This is a genomic window from Halorubrum zhoui, from assembly GCF_051194155.1.
Taxonomy (GTDB): domain Archaea; phylum Halobacteriota; class Halobacteria; order Halobacteriales; family Haloferacaceae; genus Halorubrum.
This window is the reverse complement of the sequence record NZ_JBLZNJ010000002.1, coordinates 298,788-324,189: the sequence shown is the minus strand read 5'-3', so window position 1 is coordinate 324,189 and position 25,402 is coordinate 298,788. Positions and strand designations below refer to the sequence as shown.

The window sequence follows — 25,402 nt, the reverse complement described above, 5'->3', positions numbered from 1 at the left end:
GCTCGAATTGATCTCCTCCCGCGCCTGAACTCGCCCACGTGTCACTCGTCGTCGGCCGCAAAGCGGGCCGCGACGTTGTCGAGCGTCGTTCGCAGCTGCCGCGCGTTGAACCGCCTGAACACCGGTGCACCGGCGGCCGTCAGCAGCGACTCGGGCAGCTGGTAGGCCGCCTCGTACCCGAGGATCGTCTCGTCGTCGACCGCCTCGAAGGTGAGGTCGATCGTCCCGGTGAGCCGCCCTCGAAGCTCGAAACACATCCGTGTGCCCGGCTCGTGGACGGTCTGAACGATCTCACCGTCGACGCCCACTCCCGCCATCCGATAGGTGTACGTCAGCCGCTTCCCGCCGTTTTCGAGCCGCTCGACGTCCCTGACGTCGGTGAGCCCGGGTGTTACCGCCGCGTGGTTGTGCGGGTCGTCGAGGAAGGCGAACACGGTCTCGGCGTCGGCTGTGATCCGGCGCGTGTCCGCCGCCGTTATCGGTCGACTCACGGGTCGACGTACGCCTCGACGAGCTTGCGTTCGGCCGCCCTGAGGTGTTGGTGGAACGTCTGGCGGGTGATACCCATCTGTGAGGCGATCTCGTCGCCGTCGACCGGTCGCGGCCACTCGAAGTACCCATTCAACGCCGCGGTCTTGAGCGCCGAGCGTTGTCTGTCGGTGAGCCGGCCGTCGACCGCGGCGGCGAACTCGGTGAGGCTGCGGTCGCGGTTCTCTCGTTCGACGCGCGAGTGGAGGGTGACGCCGTCGTACTCGCTGCGGAACACGTCGAGTATCGACCGGACGTTCTGTTCTGGCGGGACCTCGACCGTCAGGCTCGCCGTGCTCGACTCTGCGGTCGCCGCATCGACGACGCCGCCGTGTTCGGCGAGTCGGGCGAACGGCGGCGACTCGGTCGTCGTCACCGCGAAGGTGACGTCGTCGTCCGTCTCCGAGACGACGCGGAGCGACGCCACGAACGACAGCCGCTCTACCGGATCCCGGTCGAAGTCGGTCACGTGGGTGGTAAAGTAGAGCTCACAGCCGTCGTCGTCGAGCCGCGTGGTGCCGAGGTGCGCTATCTGTCCGCCGACCGCGTCGGCGATCTGCGAGAACGTGAACTCCTCGTCGGCGATGTCGACACAGAGTTCGATCACGCGGTCGGTGGTCAGCATCCGGGTCGTCTCCAGCGAGTGGAGCCCGTTCGCGATCATCTTTCCGAGCGACTCACACACCTTCTGTTCGCGCCGATCGAGCGCGTCGGCCTCGCTGCTGTAGATCCCGAGCAGGCCGTATCGGTGGTGGCCGTAGGTGATCGGGACGACGAGGAGCTTCCTGGCGTCGATGACGTCGGGTGCCAACGATCGGCCGGCCGCCTCACCCGGCGCACAGCCCCGAACTTCGTCGGTCTCCTCGGCTCGCTCGACCGCCGCCGGCACCGACTCCAGGTCGAACGACGCCTCGCCGTCGATGTCGACCCCGCTCGAGGCGGTGATCTCGAGCCGGCCGGTGCTCTTCGACACCTCACCGATCCACCCGCCGGCGTACCCCGGCTCCTCGGCGATCTTCTCACAGATGCGTCGCGAGGCCGTCTCGCCGTTTTCGCCCTCGACGAGGATGCGGCTGATCTCGTTGAGGAGGCCGTTCACGCGCCCGAGCACGCGGTCGAGCGCCTCCCGCTCGGCGGCGATCTGCTCGGCGCGCTCTTCGGCGAGCTGTTCGGCCATCTTTCGGTCGGTCACGTCGTTTTGAAAGCCGACGTAGTGGACCAACTCGCCGTCGTCGTACACGGGAGCGATCGTGAGCTCGTTCCAGAACGGGGTCCCGTCTCGCCGGTAGTTCCGTATCTCGACGGTGATCGGCTCCTCTTGGCCGATCGCCTCGCCGAGCCGATCGATCGTCGCTGGGTCGGTCTCTGGTCCCTGGAGGAACCGCGGGTTTCGACCGAGCACCTCCTCGCGCTCGTAGCCGGTGTGTCGCTCCCAGGCACCGTTCACGTACACGAGCGGATAGTCTTGGATGTCCGGATCACAGAGGCTGATCCCGATCGGCGACTCGCTTATCGCCCGCTCGATCTCCGCGGAGGTCGGCTCGTGTCCGCTCACGTCCTGTTGTGGCTGTGCGATCCCGTCGCGCGCACTCACCGTGGCCGCCTCGTTTGCCAATCGACCGGCGGTCTCTGCACCGTCGCGCCGGACGACCCGATCTGCGCCGCGGTCGTACGCGTCCGCGGAGACGCCCGCCTCGTCGGCCACCATCACCGTCGGCAGGTCCACACGCGACTCCGCGAGGGCGTCGAGCAGCGCGATACCGTCGTCCCCCGGCAGGTCGTGTGCGGCGATCAGACAGTCGAACGCGCCAGAGACGGCCTTCGCGACGCCGGCCGCAGCCGTGTGTGCTGCCGTCACGTCGAACCCCTCCGTCTCGAGCGCCGACACGACCCGGTCGATCCCGTCAGCTCCGTGGACGACGAGCACCCGCGAATCCGACATTACCCCCGCTTCGGGCTCGGGTACATTAACGATTGGTAGTCACGTCGCCGATCCGTCGATCGGTGGCGTCGGCGCGCTCTGTTGCAGACCGCACGCGACCGTCGCCCGGCATCGTCGCCGGACGGCGAGGCCTCTTTGACGCTCCCGCTCGTAGCTCGCGACATGTTGGCTTCACCCGGTCGATCGGGACACACCGACCACCACCCGCGGTTCGTCGCCGTGCCGACGGTCGAGAGACCGGTGAGAGCATGACTACCCGGGTCGCCGTCGTTGAGCCGCCGACGTCGCTGCCGTCCCGCCGCATCGGCGTCCCTCCGTCGGTGTGTGCAGCACTCGGCGTCGACACCGGGGACCTGCTCTCGGTGACGGGCGAAGACCGGACCGCGGCCGTCGTAGAGCGTGTCGGTGCCGACCACCAGGGCGTCTGTCTCGGGCCGTCGCTACGCGAGGGTGCGGACGTCTCCGTCGGCGACAGCGTCGCACTCGAGCGCGAACCGCCCGTCACCGCCGAGGCCGTCCGGCTCCGACTCGACCGCTCTCTCTCGCTCACCCGCGTCGAGGAGTCGTTGCGCCGTCGACTCACGGAGACGGCCGTCACCGTCGGCGACGCCGTCACGGTGAGCCACCTCGACGGAGCGCTGACGCTTCGGTTCGTCGTGGACGCGGTCGAGCCGTCGTCGCCGGCGGTCGTCGAGTCCTCGACCGACCTCGACGTGGTCACCGACGAGGAGCCCGACGCGGTCGCCGTGGAGACGAGCGTCGGCGACCCCGACCGAACCGTGCCGCAGTCGACGTACCGACGCCTCCGCAAGGTCGTCGCGACGCGGCTCGACGAGACGTCGACGTTCACGACCGCCGGCCGCCCGGCGTCGGTCGGCATTCTGCTCTCCGGGCCGCGCGGGGCCGGGAAGACGTCGCTCGTCGAGGCCGTCGCCGCGGCGACCGACGCTGAGTTCGTTCCCGTCTCGACGGCGACGCTCCGGGCGGCGCCGAGCACCGACCAGCGCGACCGACTCGACCGCGTCGTCGCCACGGCACGAGAGGCGGACCGGTGTGTCGTCCTGCTCGACGATCTCGAGGTACTCGGTGGCTACGACACCGGGTCGTCGCTCGGTGGCCGGCTCCGTGAGCCGGTCGACGAGCTCCGTGCGACCGACGGGACGGCGGTCGTCGGGGCGACGACCGACCCCGGATCAGTTCCGGAGGCGCTGCGTCGTGGCGGTCGATTCGACCGCGAGATCGCGCTCGACCACCTCACCGGTGCTGACCGGTGTGACGCACTCGAGACGCTCACCCGGGACGTCCCGCTCGCAGCCGACGTCGACCTCGAGGCGACGGCGGTTCGCATCAGCGGTTTCGTCCTCGCTGACGTCGCTGCCGTCGTCGACGCGGCTCTCGAGCGGGCGGTTCGGCGGACCGGCGAGCCGACCGTCGCGCAGGCAGACCTCGATCGCGCCATCGACGAGATCGAGCCGACCGGTCTCCGGACCGTCTCGCTCGAACTCCCCTCGGTGTCGCTCGAGGACGTCGGTGGTCTCTCGGCTGCCAAACGCGAGATCGTCCGAGCGGTGTACTGGCCACTCGCGTACGCCGACCGCTTCGAGCGCGCCGGGATCGAGCCGCCATCGGGCGTGCTGTTGTACGGCCCTCCGGGAACCGGAAAGACGCTCCTCGCGCGCGCCGCGGCCGGCCTCAGCGACGCGAACTTCATCTCGGTGAACGGGCCAGAGCTGCTCGACCGCTACGTCGGCGAGAGCGAGCGCGCGGTCAGAGAGCTGTTCGCGACCGCCCGCGAGAGCGCTCCCGCCGTGGTCTTCTTCGACGAGGTCGACGCCATCTCGTCGGCCCGTCGCGGCGACGACACCGGCGTCGGCGAGCGCGTCGTCTCACAGCTGTTGACCGAGCTCGATGGGCTCGAACCGCTCACGGACGTCGTGGTCGTCGCGGCGACGAACCGCCCCGAGACGATCGACGAGGCGTTGTTGCGGCCGGGTCGCATCGAGACGGCCGTCGAGACGCCGCTGCCGGACCGCACGGCTCGCCGCGAGATACTGGCTATCCACACGCGAGAGACGCCGCTGTCCCCCGACGTCGACCTCGACGACGTGGCCCGACGAACCGCCGGGTACAGCGGCGGTGACCTCGCCGCATTGGTTCGGGAGGCGGCGATGCTCGCGATCGAGACGACGCTGACCGACGGCACCGCGGCCGCCGATCCAGCCGCGGACGTCACCGTCGGTCGTGCGGACGTCGAGCGCGCACTCGACGAAACCGAACCGTCGGTCGACACCGACGGTCGGTGGGACGTCCCGGCGGAGTGATGCCGGTACGGCGTCGGCTCACCCGCGCGTCTCGTGCAGGTTGAGCACGAAGTACGCGATGGCGAGTGCCGTCACCAGCTCGACCGCCGAGACGAGCCAGAAGGCGGTGTTGAACCCGATCCCGGTGTTCTGTAGCGTTGGCAGCGCGAACAGCGCTCCGGCCGCGATGACGAAGCTAATGCCGATGCCGACGGCGGATCGAACGTTTAGTACCGCGACTTCGGTCTCTGGTGTGTCTGACATTGCGTGATAAAATACGTCGGCAGCGGGTCGGTTCGTCGGTCGGTGTCTCAGTCGGCGGTCGCCGCCTCACCGGCGGACGGCTCGGGTGCGTCGGTGTCCGGAAGGATGGCGCGGCTGCTCAGCAGCACGAAGCCGAAGCCGACCTTCGCGGTGACGTCGAGCACCATGAAGCCGAGCGTCTCGACGCCGAGGCCGACGACGCCGGCACCTTCGGTGCCGATGATCCACAGGATTGGGTACGCGGTCCACAACACTGCGGTTATCACGGCGAGTGTGTTGAACGTGCTCTGAACTTCAGCCGAGCGTTCTTTTGCGGCACTCCGGAGGCTGGTGAGCAGGTAGTACAGCACGAAGATGAACGCGATCGTGCTGACGAGCCACCAGCTGTACCGTGCGAGCATCGTCTTCGAGAGCGCACCGATGAGACCGGTGACGATCATCAGGGCGTCGACGCCGATGAGCGTCCCGATCGTGACGCGGTCGACCTTCGCGAGCAGCGCGAGGTCAAGCAACAGCAGCGGCGTGGTGAAGAGCCAATCCGCGTACCGGGCGTAGTAGATGTCGAGCGTACCACGTCCGGCCACTTCGACCTCGGTCAACCCGACGCCGAAGAACATCGACAGATACGCAGCCGTCGCGATTCCTGGCACCAGGATCGTGATCGCGTAGTACTCACGGGCCTCCTCGTCGGTGACACCCCATCCCTTCGCGATGAAGTAGAAGGTCCCGATGAGCATCAGTAGCGTTCCGATTCCCAGCCACAACGTTTCTGGTCGACCATCCCCCAGGAGGTCGAACCCTGCCTGCATCACTGTCGGATCCATGTTGCATCTCGATATATACACTATTAGGTAATGAACGGTAGGCCGACATAGTAAGGATCGCTACACAGTCCGGTGAGGAGCGCTCACGACACCACCATCGGGCATCCCGGACGTTCGCTTGGCCACGATCGGGGGCGAATCGACCGGACGTGACATCGATCCGGCAACACTCGACGACGCCTCCACCTCGCCGACCCTTACTAGTAACCCAAAATCACATCTCCGAGGCACTCCATGTACCGACATGGCCGAGGAAAACGCCGAAGAAGAGCTGACGGAGGCCGAATCGACTGCCGAAGAGCAGACGGCAGAGGAGACGGGGGACGCGATGGCGCTCGACGTCGAGGCGCTCGAGGCGTACGAGTCGCGCGTGGACGAACTCACCGACGCGCTTGAGGACCGCGAAGAGACCATCGAGGAGCTCGAGTCGGTCGTCGAGGCCCAATCAGCGCAGCTCGACCGGCTCGAAAGTCAGTTCCTCGACCTCTCTGCTCGCGTGGCCGACGGCCGAAACCTCGGCGTGTGCCCGGAGTGTAACGGACCGACCGAGAAGAAAGAGCGGCTCTTCCGAAGCGACACGATCGAGTGTAACCGGTGTGGACACGTGGTCCACACGTACTGACCGGTCACACCCATCCTCGATGCCGCCGATATAACAAGCCCTAAGAGCGGCGTCGTCGACCTTCTCGCATGCCTATGCGGGCCGTCGACCGGTTGGGGCTCGCCGACGCGGTCACGGTGGCCAACGCCGCGGTCGGCTTTCTGGCCGTGCTCGCCGCCACCGTCGACCTCGCGCTCGCCGCCAGGTTGATCCTCGTCGCTGCCATCGCCGACGGTCTCGACGGCGTCGTCGCCCGCCGCCGTGGATCGACGCCCGCGGGTCCGTACCTCGACTCGTTAGCCGACGTCGCCTCTTTCGGCGTCGCGCCCGCGACGATCGTCGGCGGTGCCGCGCTCGCGGCGCCGGCACCTTGGCTCGTCACCGCGGGGATCGGCGTCGCCGCCCTGTTCGTCGCGATGGCCGTCGCCCGGCTCGGCATGTACACCGCGTACGACAGCGAGTGTGGCGAGACCGTCGGCGTGCCGACGACTCTCGCCGCGACGGTGCTGGCGGCTGCCGTCCTCGCCGGGTACACGGACCCGATCCTGCTCGTCGCCGGTGCCGCCGTCTTCGCGCTCCTCATGGGATCGTCGGTCCGGTACCCGGACCTCCACGCGCAGGACGCGCTCGTGATGGGACTGGTGCAGGCGGCCGTGGTCGTGACGCCCGCCGTCCGTGCGGTCGCGAGGGCACTCCCGGCGTGGATCGGCGAGGGATTCGCGTTCGCGCTGTTGTTTCTCGCGACTGGGTATCTCTTGTTGGGACCATGGCTGTACTGGGGCGACGAAACGCGCCGACGCGAGGCGGACGTCGACCGGTTGTGAGTCGGTGGGTACCGTCGCCGGATAGCGGCGGCTCACGGTGAGCGCGCACGGAGGAGACGACTCGTCGATTCGCTTACAGCAACGCGTCGACGTCGTCGTGTCGGGTGATGTCGACGCCCTCTTCGGTGACGACGGCGACGTTGATGCCGTTTCCGGACGCGAGGTCGCGCTCGACGGCCGACTGAATCGCTTTCGCCGCGACGGCGGTAGCCTCGTCGATCGAGAGGTCCTCGTCGTATTCCTGTTCTAACACACCGAGTGCGTACTGTGACCCGGAGCCGGTGACGGTGTACTCCTCTTCTGTGGTGCCACCGAGTGCGTCGATCGAGTACACGTGCGGCCCCTCGTCGTCGACGCCGCCCAGGATCGGCTGGACGATGAAAAACGCGCCCGTTCGCAGGAGGTTCCCCGTGAGCGTCGAGAGCGCCTCCATCGACATGTCGTCGCCGCGACGGGTCTCGTAGAGGCTCGTCTCGGCTTTGAGCGTGGAGATGAGGTTCTGAGCGGCGGAGACCGAACCGGCGATCGTGAGCGCGCCACGCGGGTGAATCTCCTCGACCTTCTGGACGTCCTTCGAGGAGACCATCCCGCCGAGAGATGCCCGCATGTCCGTCGCCATGACGACGCCGTCGGCCGTCTTGAGCCCGACCGTCGTCGTCCCGGTCTTGGTCTCGCCCTCGCCGTCAGCCTGTGCGGCGCGACGTTCCGTGTGTTCGAACTCGCCGAGTTCCGGTCCGAAGACCGGCTGGTCGCGGCCGAGATCGGCGGACAGCCCGTTCGAGAAGTCGTCGGTCGGTGTTCGCATTATCAGATTGTTCGCCCCTCGCGTTCATAAAGGCAACCCTTCGTGGACCGGACACCGGTTCCGACGGGCCTTTGTGTGACGGCGACCCGCCGCAGTGTCACTCGTCGGAAGACCTCACGACTCCATCCGGTCGTACGCCTCGCCGGTGGCCTCGACGAGCCGCCGGATCGGGAGCGTGATTCCGAGTCGTTGACGAGCGAACACGGCCACCGGGAACGCCGAGATCCCGACGGCGACGGTCGCCTGATGTGCGCCGAAGAGCACCGCGGTGCGGATGCGATCGAACATGACTGCTCTGTCGTCGCCAGTGTGGTGCTACACGTAAACCTTCCGGGTGCGCAGATCGCGTGATCCGGCTGCAGTCTGGCGATCTCGTCGACGCGGCGTCGCGGGGCCGTCTTCCGCCCCCGACGCCGGTGTGTGGCGTATCAGCGCGCCAGTAGACACGCGTCGTCGGCATAACGTATCCAAATATTCGAGCGTACGTCCGCCTCGCATCCGTCCGCTGTGAGTCACCTCGTCTGGCCGCGTGGCCCGTTGCCCCGTCCGGTCGCGTGCCGATCGCTACCGAACCGGCTATTATCACTCGCATCTGTGTCCCGGTCGTGAAGAACGTCACCGACCGCACGCACAACCCGTTCGGGATGCAGCCCGACTGTCCGTCGTTCGTGCCCGGATACGGCGACGCCAACGCCGACTTCCACGTCGTCGGCGACCACCCCGGCGTGCACGGCGGCCTCGAGGCGTCGATACCGTTCACCGGCGAACCGTGGTCCCCGACCCTCTTCGACGCGCTCGCCGACGCCGGGCTCGTGACCGACGTCGACCCGGTATCGATGAATCGTACCTTCCTCTCGTACCTCCATATGTGTCTTCCGGACGGCGACCCCGCGCCGTCGTCGTACGACGACATGGAGCGGTTCTTCGACGCGGAGCTTCGCGCTATCGCCGCACACGTCCTGCTGCCCGTGGGCGCACGCGCGACCGAACACGTCCTCGAGACGTACACGGCCCGCGCATGGAAGACGACGATCGACATGGAGGCACTCCACGCCACCGAACTCCTCGGCTCCGGCTGGCTCGTCGTCCCGGTCCGCGACCCCGCTGCCTGGGAGGCAGACGAGGGGGCCCAGTTGGTCGAGGCGCTGTGCGACGTCCAGTCGACGGACTTCCGCCGCGAGAGCGACCTCGGTCGGTTCTTCGCCGGCAACGACCCGTACCTCGTTCGGTGAGTCGACGCCGACGACCGCACGAGAACCGGGACGTCGGCCGGCTCGCGTCGATCGAAACCGTCGAATTCTGACCCCCGTCTGGCGACGCTACCTGACGTTCGAACTGAAACCGCGCGTAATTTGTTACGATCGCCCGGAGTCATCCGGTTTCGGGGGTCATATTTGTCGCAAGACCGCGGATTTTATACCACACCACCCTTCCGACGAGACGACGCCCGGAACGATCGGGCGTCGGCCGCAGGACTGGTACTCCACACGCGGCTTGGTCAGGGCCGACTCACCCGAGTCGGTTCTTTCTCGATCGAGGTCCTACGCGCCCCGTGAGTCCGAACGCTCGCCGGTCTCGGTCGCCTCCGCGAGGAGCGCCTCGACGTACTGCCCGACGTGGTCATCCAGCCGCCGTTTGAACCCGCGCTGGCGCGCGAGTCGGTCGAGTTCCCGCGAGACGTACGTGCCGTACTGTACGGCCTTCTTGTCGGCCGTCCGCACGGATTCGGGGACGAGACCAGACGCGGCGCGTCGAAGCGCGATCTTCCGCCGCGTCGGCGTCGCGAGCAACGAGGCCGGCAGCCGGAGCGCCGCCGCGACGAGTCGGTCGTCCAACAGCGGTGTGACCGGCTCGACGCCGGCCGCTCGCAGCGCGAGCACGTCGCGTTCGAGCTGTGCAGGCAGCGTCCGCACCGTCTCGGTTCGTGCTCCACGGACGGTATCGGCGTCGACGCGGTGGTCGTCGGCCGGGTCGACGACCTTGCTGTACCCGCCGAACAGCTCGTCGGCCCCCTGGCCGACCGCCAGTCGGTCGACGCCGTCGGCCGCGGCCGCCTCCGCGGTCAGGTACAGCGGCACGGCGATCGCGAGGTCCATCGGATTCCGTCGTCCGGTCGCGAGTGCGACGTCCACGACGGCCCGTCGGAGCGCATCGTGCGTGATCGTCACCACCCGAAGCGTCCGATCCATCGCGCGCGCCGCCTCACGGGCGGCCGCGACGTCGTGACTCCCATCGAATCCGGCGACGTAACACGGGGCGTCCGGCACCCCGCTCGCCACGAGCGCGGAGTCGACGCCCCCGGAGAACGCTACCGCGAGCCGTCCGGTGGACCCCTGGCCGCTGCGTCCGCCCTGGGCGTCGTCCTCGGCAGCATCGGTGTCTCCGGCAGCATCGGCACCCCCGGCAGCGTCGTCTCCATTGAGCGTCGCGAGTGCGGCCGTGAGCGCCGACTCGACGGCACCCTGGGCCTGTGCCGGCTCGGCGGCCGGCGGCTCCGGGAGCGACCAGCACTCGACGACTCCATCGGCAGCGACCACCGCTCCCGCCGGGACCGGTTCGGGAGTCGCGAGCGAGCCGGGGTCGAACCCCCACGCGTCCGGCGCCGTCGGATCTGGGGCCGTCGCCTCTACGAATAGCGGTTGGCGGCCGAGTACGTCCCGGACGAGCACGGAGGTCCGGTCGGCCTCTCGGTCGGGGCCAGCCCGTGTCGACCGGTCGCCGGGCACCGCCGAGGCGTCTACTCGCAGGCTCCCGGCAAATCCGCCGGTGCCGGGGAGTGGATCGCGGGCTCGCATCGCGGCTCTGATTGTGGCGGCGTCGGCTCCGCGGAAGTCGTCGTGGCCGGGGAGCCGTGTGTGGTCTCGTGACATCGAGTGAGGGCGGTCTGCTGTGGTCGTCGGTCGGCCGTCACCGCAGGTCGGCGATGGTTCGGAGCGCGCGGCGTTTGGCGCCGCCGGCGAACTGCCTGAGCGAGACGCGCCACGGGGTTCGGCGGCCGACTACGCTCGTGCGGCCGTCGGCGACCGCACGGAGGATCGCCGAGGCGTCGCGCTCGTCGACGTCGACCTCGGTCACCGCCTGCCCGACCATCTCCGAGATGTGCGCGTCGCTGCCGGCGGTCGTGGGGAGACCGTTTCGAAGCGCGAACCGCTCGGCTCGTCGGTTCGCTCGGCCGGTGAACAGCCGAGAGTTGTACGCTTCGATCGCGTCGGCACTGGCGAGCGCCTCCTCGGAGACGTGGGCGGCGACGCCGTGTCGCGTCTTCTGAAACGGGTGCGGCACGACCGCGATCCCGTCGTCGGCGTGGATCCGGTCGAGCGTCTCCCGGAAGTCGAGGCCGCTCGGGATCAGGTCGTCGATGCCGAACGCGAGGACGTGGCCGGCCGCGGTCGTGACCTCCATGCCCACGATGCCGACGAGTCCGTAGTCGGCGGCGCGCTCGGCCGCCTCGATGCTCGCGTCGATCTCGTCGTGGTCGGTGACCGCGAGCGCGTCGAGCCCGACCGCGGCCGCCTGCTCTAAGAGGAGGTCGACCGGGTCACGACCGTCGTGCGAGAGCGCGGAGTGGGCGTGGAGCTCGACCGATAACACGACGCGTCGTTCGCATCTCGGCTAAAAAAACTCCCCGGTACGAGAGACGTCGTGCCGGCCGCATCGACGACGACCCGACACGGACACGTTTAAGAACCCGTGTGGCGTCGCTCACGACGGGAACAGCACAGCTGCGGATCCGACGCGCCGGGGACCTTTCACCCACGGCTTGGGAACGTAGCAGTGCGCCGCCGTCGCCGCCTCACAGCCCGTGCGGCTCGTATCGACGAGCCGATTCGTGGTCTGTCTCTCGCGGCGGCGCGGTCACCGTCGACGCGGTTGTGCCGTTCCAACCCGACCAATGGCACGAATGCACACACGCCGTCGCGGCTCGTCCGGTTCGGACAAGCCGACGGCAGACGAGAGCCCAGCGTGGAGCGACGTCGACCCCGAGGACATCGAGTCCCGCGTCGTCGAACTACACGAGAACGGACACGACCCGAGCGTCATCGGGATCAAACTGCGCGACGAAGGCGTCACGGGCGTTCCAGTCCCGGACGTCAAGCTCGCGACCGGCAAGAAGATCACCGAGATCCTCGAAGCGCACGACGCGGCCGCGGACATCCCCGAGGACCTCAGACACCTCCTCGCGCGTGCGGTGCGCCTCCACGAACACGTCGAACAGAACGGCCAGGACTACCAGAACAAGCGCGCGCTCCAGAACACGGAGTCGAAGATCCGCCGCCTGGTGAACTACTACCGCGGGGACGAACTCGACGAGTCGTTCGTCTACACCTACGAGAACGCGGCCGAACTGCTCGCCGACGAGTGAGCACGCCGGCAGCCAACCGACCGCCACCCGAGACGTGACCGACGCCACCACCGATACGACGCCTGCCCCGGACGCGCTCGCGCGCACCTTAGCGGAGGCGCCGTTCGTGCGGCTCGTCGCGACCGACGACGGCGACGCGCTCGCCGCTGCGGGTGTGCTCGCTCGTGCCCTCCGGACGCACTCGGTGCCGTTCCACCTTCGGGTCGCGGCCGATCCGCGTCCGGAGCCGACCGACGACGACCGCGCGGTCGTCGTCGGTGCCGACCGGGGACCACACGCCGTCGCAGGGACACACGTCCCGGCGAGCGTCACGGCGTTCGCGGTCGCTCGGGCGCTGGGCGCCGACCCGGACCCAGTGACCGCGCTTGCCGGCGTCGTCGCAGCCGGGTCGACGCCCGGCGGCGATGGCTCCGACGCCGTGCTCACCGCGGCCGAGTCGGCGGGACGCGTCGTCCGACGACCGGGCGTCGCGGTGCCGACCGCGGCGGTCATCGACGACCTCGCGGCCTCGACGCTGGTCCGGACGCCGTACTCCGGTGATCGCGAGGCGACCCACGCGGCGGTCGAGTCTCTCGAGCTCCCCGCGGAGTTCGGGGCGGACGCCCACCGCCGGCTCGCGTCGCTCGTTGCCGTCGACGTCGCGACGGGCGAGGGCGCCAGTGCGCGGAGTGCGACCGCGGTCGAACGGGCGCTCGGTCCGTACGCCGTCGACGACGATGACGTCCCCTTCGAGACAGTCGGCGGCTACGCCGACGTGCTCGAGGCACTCGCACGCGAAGCACCCGGAACCGGCGTGGCGCTCGCGCTGTCGGCCACACCCGACGACGACCTCGTCGACGCCGCTCTCGACGCGTGGCGCGCACACGGCGCCGCGGCACACGCCGCCCTCGATGCGGCGACCGTCGGTCGGTACGACGGGTGTGCCGTGTTCCGGGTGGACGCGACACGGGCGGTCTTGCCGACGGTCGCCCGGATCGCTCGCGACTTTCGGTCGCCGGAGCCGGTCGCGGTCGCCGTCGACGAGACTGCCGGTCGCGCCGCGGTCTCCGCGACGGAACCGTGCGCGATCGGTGACGCCTGTCGGGCTGCCGCCCGCGAGACCGACGGTACCGGCTGGGGGACGCCCACCCGCGGTGGCATGGACGTCGCTGGCGACCCGACGGACGCGCTCGCCGCGTTTCGGGAGGCCCTGTGATGAGCGGCGACTCGCCGTCACACGCACGCCGGGCGACGATCCGGGCGACACACCCCGCGGCCGACCTCGTCGCCCGGGCGCTCGCTCCCGACGACACCGAGTCGACGGCCGTCACCGCCGACGGCGACGCCGTCGTCTGTCGGGTTGAGCGGCCGACGACGGGCGGGCTCCGGTCCACCGTCGACGACTACGTGGTGAACCTTCGGGTCGCGACCCGCGTCGTCGATCGCGCGAGCGAACACGCAGCGGCGACCGACACACGACCGAACAGTACAGTCGACACGAACACACAGACAGACCACACAGACACCACATGAGTGAACGATCCGTATCCAAGAGCAGAGGAGAGAAACGCTGGTACGAGATACTAGCACCCGAACAGTTCGACCGCGCCACCCTCGGCGAGACGCTCGCCGAAGAGCCGACACAGGTCGTCGGTCGGACGATCACGACCACGCTCGGCGAGCTCACCGGCGACTCGAGCGCGAACAACACCAAGCTCACGTTCAAAGTGACCGACGTGGGCAGCGACACGGCGTACTCCGAGTTCGTGACCTACGAGCTGACGCGCGACTACCTGCGTTCGCTCGTCCGCCGCGGTGCCTCGAAGGTTGAGGCGTCGATCACGGTCGTGACGACGGACGACTACCGCGTCCGCGTCCAGCCGGTCGCGCTCACGACGAAGAAGGCCGACCGCTCTCAAGAGAAGGCGATCCGCCGCGTCATGATCGACAAGGTGAACGCCGCCGCAGCCGAGCGCACCTTCGAATCGTTCGTCGACGCCATCGTCGACGGCAACCTCTCGTCGGCGGTGTACGCCGACGCGAAGACGATCTACCCGCTGCGCCGCGTCGAGGTCCAGAAGCTGACCCTCGAGGCGCGTCCCGAGGAGATCGCCGCCGAAGAGGAGGCGGCCGTCGACGTCGACGCGGGCGACGTCGCCGTCGAGTGAGCCGGTTCTGACCGGTATCTTTCGTCACGATGCGCCGCCGTAACAGCGGACCGATTCGCCCGCTCGTCCGGGAGACGAAACGTTGAAGCGGCGTTCTCTCGACCCTGCGGTATGGAACTGCGGGTCATCGAGAAGACGGACGCCGAGTTGCGGATCGAGATCGCCGGTGAGAACCACACGTTCATGAACGTGCTGAAGGGAGCGCTCTTAGAGACCGACTCCGTCGACGCGGCGACGTACGACATGAACCCAGAGCAGTCGGGTGGCCAGACGGACCCGGTGCTCACGGTGAAGTCGACGGACGAGGATCCGCTCGACGCACTCGAGACGGCGGCGACCGCGATCACCGACCAGACGAGCGCGCTGCGCGACGCCGTCTCGGCGGCGTAGGATCGGCCGATCGATCATTATGTGGCCGTCTCACTCGCCCGGTTCGAGGGACCATATCTAAGTACCGACTCCCCGATCGTGAGGTATGTCGCCGAGCGTGCTCATGTTAGGGTGGGGGTATCCGCCGAACATCACCGGCGGGTTAGACGTTCACGTCGGAGAGCTCTTCTCTGGACTCCGCGACGCCTTCGACGTGGACGCGAAGCTCGTGTTGCCCGCCGAGCTCGCGCCCGAAGACGAGCCGGGACTCGAGGGCGTCGAGACCGGTGAGGGCGACGTCGCGGCCCGAGTCGGCCGGCTCAGCGACCGGTTCGTCGAGCTCGCGCCGTCGTACGACGTGATACACACACACGACTGGTTCGGGTACGGTCCCGGCCGAGAGGCCGCCCGCGCCTCGGACGCGACGTGGGTGTCCTCGTTCCACTCGCTCGCGAGCGACCGCAACATCGACCCGCCGACCCGCGAGGTCGAGACGGAGCGTCGGCTCGCGAACGCCGCCGACACGAACATCGCCGTGAGCGAGATCGTCCGCGAGGACATCCGCGAGCTGTACGGCGCAGACGCCAGGGTGGTGTACAACGGCTTCTCGACGCCGGAGTTTTCCGGTCGGGACGTCCGCGGTGACCTCGGCATCGACGGCGAGATGCTCTTTTTCGTCGGTAGACACACGGACCAGAAGGGGATCGCACACCTGTTGTACGCGATGAAGAAACTCCGGGGCCGCGATGTCACGCTCGTCGTCGGCGGCTCTGGCCACCAGACGGAGCAGCTCAAACGGTTCGTCGAGCTCGTCGGTGTCGACGACCGGGTCACGTTCGTCGGGTACGTCCCCGAGGCCGAACTCGGCGACTACTACGCCGCCGCCGACGCGTTCGTCTCGCCGTCGTTCGCAGAGCCGTTCGGGATCACAATCACGGAGGCGCTTGAGGCTGGCACCCAGGTGGTTTCGACGCGGTGTGGCGCCGCGGAGGTCCTCCCCGACGACTGTCTCGTCGAGGTTACGCCGGATTCCGAGTCTATCGTCGACGGGCTCATCACGGCGTTAGACCGCGAGTCGCCCCCGACGTACGAGCGCCGCGACTGGTCAGCAGTCGCCGAAGACACGCTCGCGGTGTACGAAGACGTCGCGTAGCCGGGGTAGCTGGGTCCTTATGCCGTCTCGCTCGGCCGGTAGACGTCGATCTCGGTCACCGCTTCCGGGTGGCTGATGCGGAATCCCGCAACGGTCTCGACGACGCCCCGCGTACTCTCGACTGCGCCTCGGTACGGCGTGCCGTCGTCTTCACGCGCGCCCGCGCTCTGATACGGCGACGTGTACGGTGAGGCGTACGGCGAGTCCTCCACGGGCTCGTCGAAGTCTTCCGGCGGTAAGTAGATCCGTTCGCCGCCAGCAGAGCGCACCACGACGGCGACGTCGCGGCTCCCGCTCACCTCGATGACGGTCCGGTCGGCGGTGACGTGCGTGTCGATGTCGACATCCTCCATGCCCACGAGTGCGGCGGCGAACGGCTTAGATGTGAGGGTGTGGTGGTCGGTGGCTTAGGTGTGGGTGTCGTGGTCGGCTCGAAGCGACGCGTCTGGCGTCCGACCTGGCGACACTCGTCACGTCGAGCATCCAATACGATCGCCGCGCTGTCGGGCCATTTAGTACGATAGTAGTAATTATTTTACCACCGATTCGCAAGCAATATATACCGCTCTCAACTCCGACGATGCGAGGCCAAATTATCATGATCGACCACACGACAGACGAGACGTCGGCGACCGGGCGGGACTCGACGCGGCGACTCGACCGTCGGACCGTACTGAAAGCAGGAGCCGCCGCAGGGATCACCGGACTCGCCGGCTGTTCGGGCGGCGGTGGCGGCAACGACACGATCACGTTCGGTGCCATCCACCTTCTCTCCGGGTTCGCGTCGGTGTACGGCGAGTCCGCACAGCTGGGCTACGAGATGGCCCGCGAGGAGATCAACGCCAACGGCGGCATCGACGGCAAAGAGATCGAGCCGCTCATTTACCGCGACAGCGAGGGGAGTGGTCCGACCGGCATCGAGGCCGCCCGGTCGCTCGTCGAAGAGGAGAACGTCGACGGCCTGATCGGCCTCGACTCGAGCGGGGTCGCCCAGCAGGTCGCCCCGATCGCCGAACAGCTCCAGACGCCGTTCATGATCACGCACGCGGCGACGCCGTTCGTCACCGCGACCGAGGGGGAGAACGCGGTCGGCAACGATTACGTGTTCCGCGACGGCGTCAATCTCTCACAGAACGTCTACGGCGCCGCGAAGATCGCCGAGCGGCTCGACGGGCAGTCGTGGACGACGCTCGGCCCGAACTACGCGTTCGGGACCCAGTCGTGGGACTACTTCAAGGCGTTCACGCAGGGCCTCGGACTCGGCTACGACTACCTCGATGACGCTGCCGCGTTCCCCGAACTTGGCGCCAGCGACTACACCCCACAGATTAACAAGGTGCTCAACGGCGAACCCGACGGCGTCGTCGTGAGCCTCTGGGGCAGCGACCTCGTCACGTTCATCAACCAGGCCCAAGACACCGCCTTCTTCGACGAAGTCGACCACGTCGTGTTGACGCTCGGCGCCGCGACCGACGCGCTTCGGCCGCTCGGCAGCGACATCCCGGACGGGCTCTGGGCGGGGACTCGCTACTGGTTCGAGACGCCGGACACGGAGGCGAACCGCACGTTCGTCGAGGCGTTCGTCGAGCGAAACGACCAGCAGCCGTCGTACAACGCCCACAACGCCTACGTCGGCCTGTACCTCTACAAACAGGCGATCGAGGCCGCCGGCAGTGCCACGGCCGACGACGTCACCGGTGCGCTCGAAGGCATGAGCACGTCGGCACCGATCGGCGAGTTCAGCATCAATCCGGAGAGCCATCAGGCCGTCCTCCCGGCCGTCTGGGGACAGACCGCCTACTCCGAGGAGCTCGGGCTGAGCCGGCTCGACCCGGTCGAGCGCATCGACGCGCCGCCGGAGACCATCCGGTCGCTCCTAGCCGACTCCGAGTACCCGGCGGGCGTCTAAGATGACCGCCGGTCTCCCGATTCAGGAGATCCTCACCGGCCTGAGCATCGGCAGCCGACTCTTTTTGGTCGCGCTCGGGTTGAGTCTCATCTTCGGCGTGCTCGGCGTGCTCAACTTCGCACACGGTGCCTTCTACATGGTCGGGGCGTACGCGACTGCGTCCATCGTCGGTGCCGCTGGCGGCAACTTTTGGGTCGCTGCGGTCGGCGCCGCGCTCACCGTCGGGCTCCTCGGTGCCGTCGTCGAGTTCGGGCTCATCCGCCGGATATACGACCGTGACGAGCTCGATCAGCTCATCCTCACGTTCGCGCTCGTGTTGATCATCAGCGACCTCACGCGCACGATCTGGGGCTCCGGCACCCAAACGGTCGAGACGCCGGCCGCGTTCGCGACGAATGTCCCGGTGCTCGGCGTGAGCTTCCCGGCGTACCGCCTGTTCGTCATCGTCGTCGCGTTCCTCGCGATGGGCGTCTTCTGGTACGTCCTCACGCGAACGTACGTCGGCCAGCTCGTGCGCGCCACCTCGAGTGACCGCGACATGGCGGCGCTTCTCGGCGTCGACGTCCCGCGGCTGTACACCGGCGTCTTCGCCGTAGGGAGCGTGCTCGCCGGACTCGGCGGCGCACTCACGACGCCGATCCAGTCGTTCACGCCCGCACTCGGCGACCAGGTGATCATCAACGCCTTCGTCGTCGTCGTGATCGGCGGGCTCGGGTCGTTCACCGGCGCGTTCGTCGGTGCGATGCTCATCGGGCTCTTCCAGAGCTTCGGCGTGCTCGTCGCCACCGGCGTCAACCAGTTGCTGCCGTTTTTGGCGATGATCCTCGTGTTGATCTTCCGACCCGAGGGACTCTTCGGAGGTGAAGAGCTGTGAGCGATGTCCACCCGCTCGTCGAGCGCCCACCCCGGTCGGTGGTGGCCGTCGTCGGCGTGCTGCTCGTCGTCGCGCCGCTCGTGCTCCCGTCGTTCCAGACGTACCTCCTCACCGAGGTGCTGGCGCTGGCGTTGTTCGCGACGGGGTTCAACCTGCTGTACGGCTACACCGGGCTGCTCTCGTTCGGGCACGCGATGTTCTTCGGGACCGCCGGCTACACCGTTGGGATATTCATGCGCGACGTCGCCCCCGGGCTCGGCCTCGGCGGGGCGACGCCCCTCGTCGGCTTTCTGATCGCCGGCGTCCTCGGCGTGCTCGTCGCGGTCGCGGTCGCGGTGCCCGTCGGCTACCTGAGCGTCAGACTCGAGGAGATCTACTTCGCGATGATCACGCTGTCGTTCAGCATGGCGCTGTACGTGCTCGCGATCCAGAACTACCTCGGGCTGACGAACGGCAGTGACGGCTTCTCCGTCATCCTCGGCACGGCGACGCTCGGCGGGTTCGATCTCGCGCTGTACGACCGGGTGACGTACTACTACCTGACGCTTCTCGTCGTGGCTCCGGCGATGTACCTGCTGTGGCGGATCGTTCGGTCGCCGTTCGGGTTGGTCTCGGAGGCGATCCGCGAGAACGCAGAACGCACCGGCGCACTCGGCGTGGGTGTCCGTACCCACCGCTGGGCGGCGTTCGTCGTCTCGGCGTTGTTCACCGGGGTCGCCGGCGTGTTGATCGCGCCGCTACACGGCTCGCTGTCGCCCGGTGCCAACCTCCACTGGTCGATCAGCGCGGAGCCGGTGATCATCACCGTCTTCGGCGGCCCCTACACGTTCATCGGCCCGACGATCGGCGCGTTCTTCTTCGAGTACATCCGGTGGGGGATCACCCAGTTCCCCGTACTCGAGGCCCACTGGCAGCTGATCTTCGGGACGCTCATCTTGGGGATCGTGTTGTTCGCCCCGCGGGGTGTCTCCGGATTCGTCTCCTGGGTCGTCTCGCGGGCCACCGGGGGTGAGTCGGCGTGACGACGGTGCTCGAGACCGAGTCGCTCCGACGGCAGTTCGGTGACCTCGTCGCCGTCGACGACGTCTCCGTCGCGATCGACTCGACGGAGATCACGTCGATAATCGGCCCGAACGGGGCCGGTAAGACAACGTTTTACAGCCTCCTCACGGGGGCGCTTGAGCCAACTGACGGCCGGGTGTTTATTACGGACGCGAACAACGAGCGCGACGAGCTCACGGGACGGCCCACCCACGAGATCGCCCGGTGCGGGCTCTCGCGAGCGTACCAGATCAACAACAGCTTCCCGGGGATGTCGGTGCTCGACAACCTCCGAGTCGCCCGGATCGCGGCGACCGGCCGGTCGAAGGAGCTCCGCACGCGCTATCGTGACGACACAGGGCTCACCGAGAGCGCTCGTGAGGTGCTCCAGATGATGAATCTGGTGGACGTCGCAGAGACGACCGTCTCGAACCTCAGTCACGGTGACAAACGAAAGGTCGAAATCGCGCTCTCGTTGGCGACCGACCCGACGGTCGTGTTGCTCGACGAACCAACCGCAGGCATGAATCCCTCGGAGTCTGCGGACATGGTCGAGTTAATCAAAGACATCGACGAGACGACGGAGACGACGTTCGTGCTCACCGAACACGACATCGACATGGTACTCGACATCAGCGACCGCATTCTCGTGTTACACCAGGGGCAGCTGATCGCCGACGGGCCGCCAGCGACGGTGATGGACGACGAGGCGGTCACCACGGCGTACCTGGGGGAACAGCCATGAGCGACCCCGTACTCGCCGTCTCTGACATGCACGTCTACTACGGCGACAGCCACATCATCCATGGGGTCGACCTGACGATAGACGAAGGAGAGGTGGTGACGCTGCTCGGTCGCAACGGTGCCGGCAAGACGACGACGATGCGTGGAATCGTTGGCGTCGCCCCGCCGCGACAGGGGACCGTCACCTACCGCGGCGAGCCGATCGCCGGCGAGTCACCGGACGCGATCTCCGACCGTGGAATCAAGCTCGTTCCGGAGGATCGGCGCGTCTTCCCGACGCTCTCGGTCCACCAGAACCTCACGCTGGCGAAGCGGCTCGCACCCGACTCGACACAGACGGTCGCAGAGATGTACGAGGTGTTCGAGCCGCTCGCCGCGCTCAAACAAAGTGCAGGCCAGAACCTGAGCGGCGGTGAACAACAGATGCTCTCTGTCGCTCGGGCGCTGGTGCAGGACCCGGACGTGTTGCTCTTAGACGAGCCCACAGAGGGGCTCGCACCCGTGATCGTCGACGACCTGCAGTCAGTGCTTGCAGACGTCGTCGAGCGAAACGTCACCGTCTTACTCACCGAACAAAACGTGCAGTTCGCGTTCGAGCTGGCAGAGCGGGGTTACATCATCGACAACGGCGAGATGGTGTTCAATGGGACGACCGCGGAGATCCGCGAGCGCGACCAGCTGATGCGCGATTACCTCTCGGTCTCTGGCGCCGATCTGTAGTCGGCGGTAGCTGCGGTCGCGCGCTCGGGGCCGCTCGCGGGTGGAGCCGCTCGCGTTCGGGAGCTGCTCGCGCTCGATGTGCCGCGGTCGCCGCGAGTGAACCCTTTTGTGCGGTGCCGGCGAAGAGCGTCGTGATGGACGTCACCGACCGTGCCGAGGAGCTCGCCTCCGACCTCGGCGCAGACACCGCGGAGGTCAAAGCGGACCTCGAGAACCTCCTCGAGTACAGCGTACCCCTCGACGAGGCGGTACAGAGCGTGCGACGAAAACACGGCGGCGGCGACGGGGGCGGCGCGACGCCGACGTCGGTCGACCTCGCGGAGATCACCACCGACCACGGGAACGTCACCGTCACCGTGCGCGTGCTCACCCGGGGGACGCGTTCGATACGCTACCAGGGCGACGACCTCACGATCCACGAGGGCGAGCTCGCAGACGAGACGGGAACGATAGACTACACCGCCTGGCAGGACTTCGGGTTCGAGCCGGGCGACTCGCTGACGATCGGCAACGCCGGCATTCGCGAGTGGGAGGGCGCTCCCGAACTCAACCTCAACGAGTCGACGACGGTCGCGATCGCCGACGAGCCGGTCGCGGTCGACCGGCCGGTCGGCGGTGAGCGCGACCTTGTCGAGATCGACGCCGGCGACCGTGGGCGGACCGTCGAGGTGCGTGTGCTCGACGTCGACGAGAAGACGATCTCCGGCCGCGACGGAGAGACGGATATCCTTGAGGGGGTTCTCGGCGACGAGACCGGTAAACTACCGTTCACCGACTGGGATCCGACGCCGGCACTCGAAGCGGGCGCAGACGTTCGAATCGAAGACGTCTACGCGCGCGAGTTCCGCGGGGTCCCCTCGATCAACCTCACGCGATTCTCGACGGTCACGCCGCTGTCGGCGTCGATAGCGGTCACGAACGAGGCGCCACACCACTCGATCGCCGCGGCGGTCGACACCAGTGGGATCTTCGACGTCACGGTGACCGGCACGGTGCTCGAAGTGCGCGACGGCTCGGGGCTCATCGAGCGCTGTCCGACGTGCGGCCGCGTGATCCAGAACGGCCAGTGCCGGAGTCACGGCGCGGTCGACGGCGAAGACGACCTCCGTGTGAAAGCGATCCTCGACGACGGCACCGACACGGTCACCGTCGTGCTCGACGACGAACTAACCGCGGACGTGTACGGCGGGGGGCTCGAAGACGCGCTCGCGGCCGCCACAGAGGCGATGGACAAAGACGTGGTCGCGGAATCGATCGCGGCCGACCTGGTCGGTCGGACGTACACGGTTCGGGGGAGCCTCTCCGTCGACGAGTACGGCGCCACGCTGGACGCGACCAACTTCGAGCCGGCGGCGGCGGACCCGGCGGCGGCCGCTCGAGACGCGCTCGCGGAGGTGCGCGAATGAGCGACGACGGGCCGGGGACGCGAGAGGTCGCACACCGGGTGTTCGCCGCCGAGTTCGACGACGCCTCGCTGTCATACTCCGAGAGCGACGAGGAGCGCGCGCCGAACTACGTGGTGACGCCCACCGGCGCGCGGGTCAATCGGCTGTTCGTCGCGGGCGTGCTCACGGAGGTCGAGCGCGTCAACGACGAGACGAGTCGCGGCCGCCTCGTCGACCCCTCGGGCGCGTTCGTCACGTATGCGGGCCAGTACCAGCCGGACGAACAGGCGTTCCTCTCGCGGGCGGAGCCGCCGGCGTTCGTCGCGTTGACCGGGAAGGCGCGGACGTTCGAGCCGGACGACGGCGATCGGGTGTTCACCTCCGTGCGCCCCGAACGGCTGAGCGAGGTCGACGCGGCGACGCGCGACCGGTGGGTCGTCTCGGCGGCCAAAGCGACGCTCGACCGGCTCGCCGTGGTCGAACGCGCGCTCAAATCCTCGCTCCGTGGCGACGACCTCCGGAACGCGCTCACGGCGGGTGGCGCGCCGGCGGCGCTCGCGGCCGGGATTCCGTTGGCGTTCGACCACTACGGCACCGGATCGGCGTACGTGGAGGCGGTTCGCCAGCTCGCGGTGGACGCACTGGCGCTCGTCGCCGGCGAGCGCGACGACGTCAGAGCCCCCTCGATCGAGCCCGATGCGGCCGGCTCGGTCGACATCGGGCCGCTCCCGGAGACGGACGTCCGGATCGGAACCGACGCTGGGGACGTCGGGACGGAGATCGCCTCGGAGACCGCAGCCGACCCCGACGTCGATGTGGACGAGGCCGAATCTATCGGGGAGTCTGACGCCGGTGTCGATGGTGCTGTAACCGAGGCCGAGGCTGAGGCTTCTGCGTCTGAGGCCGGAGCTGCGGCTCCCGAGACCGATGCTGCGCCTGCGGCCCCTGAGGCCGTACCCGCGACGGAAGCTGCTGACTCCGAGGGTGCCGACGTCGACGCCACGGCGGGTGACGCCACCGACGTCGACGACACCACTAGTACGACCGAGCCGACGCCTGCGTCGTCGCCGCCGACCGACACCGCCGAGCACGACGACGGCCTCGACGAACTCGACGAGCTCGGAGACTTCGATGCAGGACTCGACGACGCGTCGCCGGCCAGCGAGGAGGCGTCGACCGGGGCGTCAGATACGGGTGACGACGAGCTGTTCCAGCTCGACGACGACGAGCGCGAGGAGATCGAAGCAGAGTTCGGCACCGACTTCGCCACGGGGTCGGAGGTCGACGAACCCGGTGCCGCCGACATCGACGTGCCGGGCCCAGACGAGTTTGAGGCGGTCGAGACGGGCGCGACAGACGCGGGCGCTGCGGTCGCAGACGACGCCGGTGTTGACGCGGCGTCGACTACCGACGCAGACGCGGACGCCGATTTGACCGAGGGCGTAGACGTCGATTCGACCGCGACCACCACCGCTGACACGGACACCGATTCGACCGCGACCGCCTCTGCAGATACGGACGCCGATCCGAGCGTGGCCGACGCGGATGCCGGTGCGCCGGCGGTCGACCTCGAAGACGCGGTCGTCGAGGCGATGTCGTCGCTCGACGACGGCGACGGGGCCGACCGCGAGGCGGTCGTCGAGCAGGTCGTCACCGGGCACGGGGCCGACCGCGAGGCGGTCGAGGACGCGGTCCAGGACGCGTTGATGAGCGGCAAGTGTTACGAGCCGGGCGAGGGCGTGCTCAAAGCCATCTGATGGCGCGGGTCGAACCCGTCGTCGGCGAGCCGGCCGCGGTCGCCGACCTCGGTACAGAACGAGCCCTGCTCGTCGCCGACGTCCACGCCGGCATCGAGGCCGGTCTCCGGTACGAGCGCGGCGTCGAACTCGCCGACCGAGCCGACGAGCGTCGCAGCCGACTCCTGGGGCTCATCGCAGCGACGACCCCAGACCGTGTCGTCGTCCTCGGCGACCTCGTCCACCGCATCGGCGCGCCGGACGGCGACGAGCAGGCGGAACTCGAGGCGCTCGTCGCGGCGGTCACGGATCGCGTCCCACTGACGCTCGTCGAGGGGAACCACGACGCGGGCGTCGCGGAGGCGATCGGGCCGGCTATCGACGTGGTCGACCCACGGGGCGGGGTACTCGGCGGAGCCGACGCGACGCACGACCTGCCGGGGGGTGGTTCGGTCGGTGTCCTCCACGGCCACACCTGGCCCGATCCCGCGTTGTGGGGAGCCGACGTGATCTGCGTCGGTCACGAACACCCACAGGTTCGACTCGAGGACGCGGTCGGTGGGTCACGGACGGCCCGCGCGTGGCTCCGCGGACCGCTGTCGCCCGCGGCGTTCGGTTACGAGACGGACGGGAGCACACCGGACGCAGGCGAGTCGGACGCCTCCGAGTCGTTCACCGGCGATCCTCCGGAGCTCGTGGTGTTCCCGGCGTTCAACGAGCGCTCTGGCGGGACCTGGATCAACGTCGCGGGCGACGACTTCCTCGCGCCGTTCCTCCCAGACGGGCTCGTGACGGGCGACGCCTACCTCCTCGACGGGACGCGCCTCGGCGACTTTCGGTCGATCTGAGCGGCGTGCGGCCGCGGTCGTAGTG

27 protein-coding genes are annotated in these 25,402 nt (G+C 68.3%); 18 read left to right on the top strand and 9 right to left on the bottom strand.

Annotated elements, in window-relative coordinates:
• Positions 1 to 41 precede the first annotated feature (41 nt).
• Positions 42 to 491: an SRPBCC family protein gene (locus ACNTAO_RS03355; protein WP_435160536.1), complete on the bottom strand. Its 450-nt coding sequence runs from the start codon at positions 489 to 491 to the stop codon at positions 42 to 44.
• Positions 488 to 2,470: a bacterio-opsin activator domain-containing protein gene (locus tag ACNTAO_RS03350; protein WP_435160535.1), complete on the bottom strand. Its 1,983-nt coding sequence runs from the start codon at positions 2,468 to 2,470 to the stop codon at positions 488 to 490. The genes ACNTAO_RS03355 and ACNTAO_RS03350 overlap by 4 nt, the downstream gene beginning before the upstream one ends.
• A 248-nt stretch (positions 2,471 to 2,718) precedes the next feature.
• Between ACNTAO_RS03350 and ACNTAO_RS03345 the strand changes: the two genes are divergently transcribed.
• Entirely contained in the window at positions 2,719 to 4,791 is a 2,073-nt protein-coding gene (locus ACNTAO_RS03345; protein WP_435160534.1) for an AAA family ATPase, read from the top strand.
• Positions 4,792 to 4,809: 18 nt separating this feature from the next.
• On the opposite strand, the gene ACNTAO_RS03340 is transcribed toward ACNTAO_RS03345, so the two are convergent.
• Both ACNTAO_RS03340 and ACNTAO_RS03335 read right to left on the bottom strand, forming a co-directional pair.
• The gene (locus ACNTAO_RS03340; protein WP_435160533.1) at positions 4,810 to 5,034 is read right to left on the bottom strand and encodes a hypothetical protein; all 225 of its coding nucleotides are present in this window, start codon (positions 5,032 to 5,034) and stop codon (positions 4,810 to 4,812) included.
• A 47-nt stretch (positions 5,035 to 5,081) separates the two neighbouring features.
• Entirely contained in the window at positions 5,082 to 5,858 is a 777-nt protein-coding gene (locus tag ACNTAO_RS03335) for a bacteriorhodopsin (protein WP_435160532.1), read from the bottom strand.
• Between the two features lie 244 nt (positions 5,859 to 6,102).
• On the opposite strand from ACNTAO_RS03335, the gene ACNTAO_RS03330 reads away from it, so the two are divergent.
• Positions 6,103 to 6,480 (top strand): SlyX family protein, encoded by a 378-nt coding sequence (locus ACNTAO_RS03330; protein WP_435160531.1) that lies wholly within the window; start codon positions 6,103 to 6,105, stop codon positions 6,478 to 6,480.
• Between the two features lie 68 nt (positions 6,481 to 6,548).
• The gene (locus ACNTAO_RS03325) at positions 6,549 to 7,283 is read left to right on the top strand and encodes a protein sorting system archaetidylserine synthase (protein ID WP_435160530.1); all 735 of its coding nucleotides are present in this window, start codon (positions 6,549 to 6,551) and stop codon (positions 7,281 to 7,283) included.
• Between the two features lie 73 nt (positions 7,284 to 7,356).
• Here ACNTAO_RS03325 and psmB read toward each other — a convergent pair whose 3' ends face one another.
• Both psmB and ACNTAO_RS03315 read right to left on the bottom strand, forming a co-directional pair.
• The gene (gene psmB / locus ACNTAO_RS03320; RefSeq protein ID WP_435160529.1) at positions 7,357 to 8,088 is read right to left on the bottom strand and encodes an archaeal proteasome endopeptidase complex subunit beta; all 732 of its coding nucleotides are present in this window, start codon (positions 8,086 to 8,088) and stop codon (positions 7,357 to 7,359) included.
• Positions 8,089 to 8,202: 114 nt separating this feature from the next.
• Positions 8,203 to 8,376, bottom strand: coding sequence for a hypothetical protein (locus ACNTAO_RS03315; RefSeq protein ID WP_435160528.1), 174 nt, complete (start codon positions 8,374 to 8,376; stop codon positions 8,203 to 8,205).
• A 317-nt stretch (positions 8,377 to 8,693) separates the two neighbouring features.
• Here ACNTAO_RS03315 and ACNTAO_RS03310 point away from each other — a divergent pair, with 317 nt between their 5' ends.
• Entirely contained in the window at positions 8,694 to 9,320 is a 627-nt protein-coding gene (locus ACNTAO_RS03310; RefSeq protein WP_435160527.1) for a uracil-DNA glycosylase family protein, read from the top strand.
• A 309-nt stretch (positions 9,321 to 9,629) separates the two neighbouring features.
• Here ACNTAO_RS03310 and ACNTAO_RS03305 read toward each other — a convergent pair whose 3' ends face one another.
• Together ACNTAO_RS03305 and ACNTAO_RS03300 are read right to left on the bottom strand one after the other, a co-directional pair.
• Positions 9,630 to 10,958: an asparagine synthase C-terminal domain-containing protein gene (locus tag ACNTAO_RS03305; RefSeq protein WP_435160526.1), complete on the bottom strand. Its 1,329-nt coding sequence runs from the start codon at positions 10,956 to 10,958 to the stop codon at positions 9,630 to 9,632.
• Positions 10,959 to 10,995: 37 nt separating this feature from the next.
• On the bottom strand, positions 10,996 to 11,679 hold the full coding sequence (locus ACNTAO_RS03300) for a PHP domain-containing protein (protein WP_435160525.1): 684 nt from the start codon (positions 11,677 to 11,679) through the stop codon (positions 10,996 to 10,998).
• Positions 11,680 to 11,980: 301 nt separating this feature from the next.
• Between ACNTAO_RS03300 and ACNTAO_RS03295 the strand changes: the two genes are divergently transcribed.
• From ACNTAO_RS03295 to ACNTAO_RS03270, 6 genes are all read left to right on the top strand, one after another.
• Complete coding sequence (locus ACNTAO_RS03295) at positions 11,981 to 12,451, top strand: 30S ribosomal protein S15 (RefSeq protein WP_435160524.1); 471 nt, start codon at positions 11,981 to 11,983, stop codon at positions 12,449 to 12,451.
• Positions 12,452 to 12,485: 34 nt separating this feature from the next.
• Positions 12,486 to 13,646, top strand: coding sequence for an exonuclease RecJ (locus ACNTAO_RS03290; RefSeq protein WP_435160523.1), 1,161 nt, complete (start codon positions 12,486 to 12,488; stop codon positions 13,644 to 13,646).
• Entirely contained in the window at positions 13,646 to 13,963 is a 318-nt protein-coding gene (locus tag ACNTAO_RS03285; protein WP_435160522.1) for a KEOPS complex subunit Pcc1, read from the top strand. Before ACNTAO_RS03290 ends, ACNTAO_RS03285 begins: the two co-directional genes overlap by 1 nt.
• Positions 13,960 to 14,598 carry a 30S ribosomal protein S3ae gene (locus ACNTAO_RS03280; protein ID WP_435160521.1) on the top strand — a complete coding sequence of 213 codons (639 nt, stop codon included), beginning with the start codon at positions 13,960 to 13,962 and terminating at the stop codon, positions 14,596 to 14,598. The genes ACNTAO_RS03285 and ACNTAO_RS03280 overlap by 4 nt, the downstream gene beginning before the upstream one ends.
• A 111-nt stretch (positions 14,599 to 14,709) precedes the next feature.
• Positions 14,710 to 14,988 (top strand): DNA-directed RNA polymerase subunit L, encoded by a 279-nt coding sequence (locus tag ACNTAO_RS03275; RefSeq protein WP_435160520.1) that lies wholly within the window; start codon positions 14,710 to 14,712, stop codon positions 14,986 to 14,988.
• Positions 14,989 to 15,091: 103 nt separating this feature from the next.
• Positions 15,092 to 16,120 (top strand): glycosyltransferase family 4 protein, encoded by a 1,029-nt coding sequence (locus tag ACNTAO_RS03270; protein ID WP_435160678.1) that lies wholly within the window; start codon positions 15,092 to 15,094, stop codon positions 16,118 to 16,120.
• A gap of 17 nt (positions 16,121 to 16,137) precedes the next feature.
• Here the strand turns inward: ACNTAO_RS03270 and ACNTAO_RS03265 are convergent, their stop codons facing one another.
• Complete coding sequence (locus tag ACNTAO_RS03265) at positions 16,138 to 16,473, bottom strand: DUF7510 family protein (protein ID WP_435160519.1); 336 nt, start codon at positions 16,471 to 16,473, stop codon at positions 16,138 to 16,140.
• Between the two features lie 245 nt (positions 16,474 to 16,718).
• Here ACNTAO_RS03265 and ACNTAO_RS03260 point away from each other — a divergent pair, with 245 nt between their 5' ends.
• From ACNTAO_RS03260 to ACNTAO_RS03225, 8 genes are all read left to right on the top strand, one after another.
• A complete protein-coding gene (locus ACNTAO_RS03260; protein WP_435160518.1) occupies positions 16,719 to 18,029 on the top strand; it encodes an ABC transporter substrate-binding protein in 1,311 nt (436 codons plus the stop codon).
• Position 18,030: 1 nt separating this feature from the next.
• A complete protein-coding gene (locus tag ACNTAO_RS03255; protein ID WP_435160517.1) occupies positions 18,031 to 18,903 on the top strand; it encodes a branched-chain amino acid ABC transporter permease in 873 nt (290 codons plus the stop codon).
• Positions 18,900 to 19,925, top strand: coding sequence for a branched-chain amino acid ABC transporter permease (locus tag ACNTAO_RS03250; protein WP_435160516.1), 1,026 nt, complete (start codon positions 18,900 to 18,902; stop codon positions 19,923 to 19,925). Before ACNTAO_RS03255 ends, ACNTAO_RS03250 begins: the two co-directional genes overlap by 4 nt.
• On the top strand, positions 19,922 to 20,689 hold the full coding sequence (locus ACNTAO_RS03245) for an ABC transporter ATP-binding protein (protein ID WP_435160515.1): 768 nt from the start codon (positions 19,922 to 19,924) through the stop codon (positions 20,687 to 20,689). Before ACNTAO_RS03250 ends, ACNTAO_RS03245 begins: the two co-directional genes overlap by 4 nt.
• On the top strand, positions 20,686 to 21,408 hold the full coding sequence (locus ACNTAO_RS03240) for an ABC transporter ATP-binding protein (protein ID WP_435160514.1): 723 nt from the start codon (positions 20,686 to 20,688) through the stop codon (positions 21,406 to 21,408). The genes ACNTAO_RS03245 and ACNTAO_RS03240 overlap by 4 nt, the downstream gene beginning before the upstream one ends.
• Before the next feature lie 134 nt (positions 21,409 to 21,542).
• Positions 21,543 to 22,814 (top strand): Single-stranded DNA binding protein, encoded by a 1,272-nt coding sequence (locus tag ACNTAO_RS03235; RefSeq protein WP_435160513.1) that lies wholly within the window; start codon positions 21,543 to 21,545, stop codon positions 22,812 to 22,814.
• The gene (locus ACNTAO_RS03230) at positions 22,811 to 24,550 is read left to right on the top strand and encodes a hypothetical protein (RefSeq protein ID WP_435160512.1); all 1,740 of its coding nucleotides are present in this window, start codon (positions 22,811 to 22,813) and stop codon (positions 24,548 to 24,550) included. The genes ACNTAO_RS03235 and ACNTAO_RS03230 overlap by 4 nt, the downstream gene beginning before the upstream one ends.
• Positions 24,550 to 25,377 (top strand): metallophosphoesterase, encoded by an 828-nt coding sequence (locus tag ACNTAO_RS03225; protein ID WP_435160511.1) that lies wholly within the window; start codon positions 24,550 to 24,552, stop codon positions 25,375 to 25,377. Before ACNTAO_RS03230 ends, ACNTAO_RS03225 begins: the two co-directional genes overlap by 1 nt.
• The last annotated feature ends 25 nt before the right edge of the window (positions 25,378 to 25,402 follow it).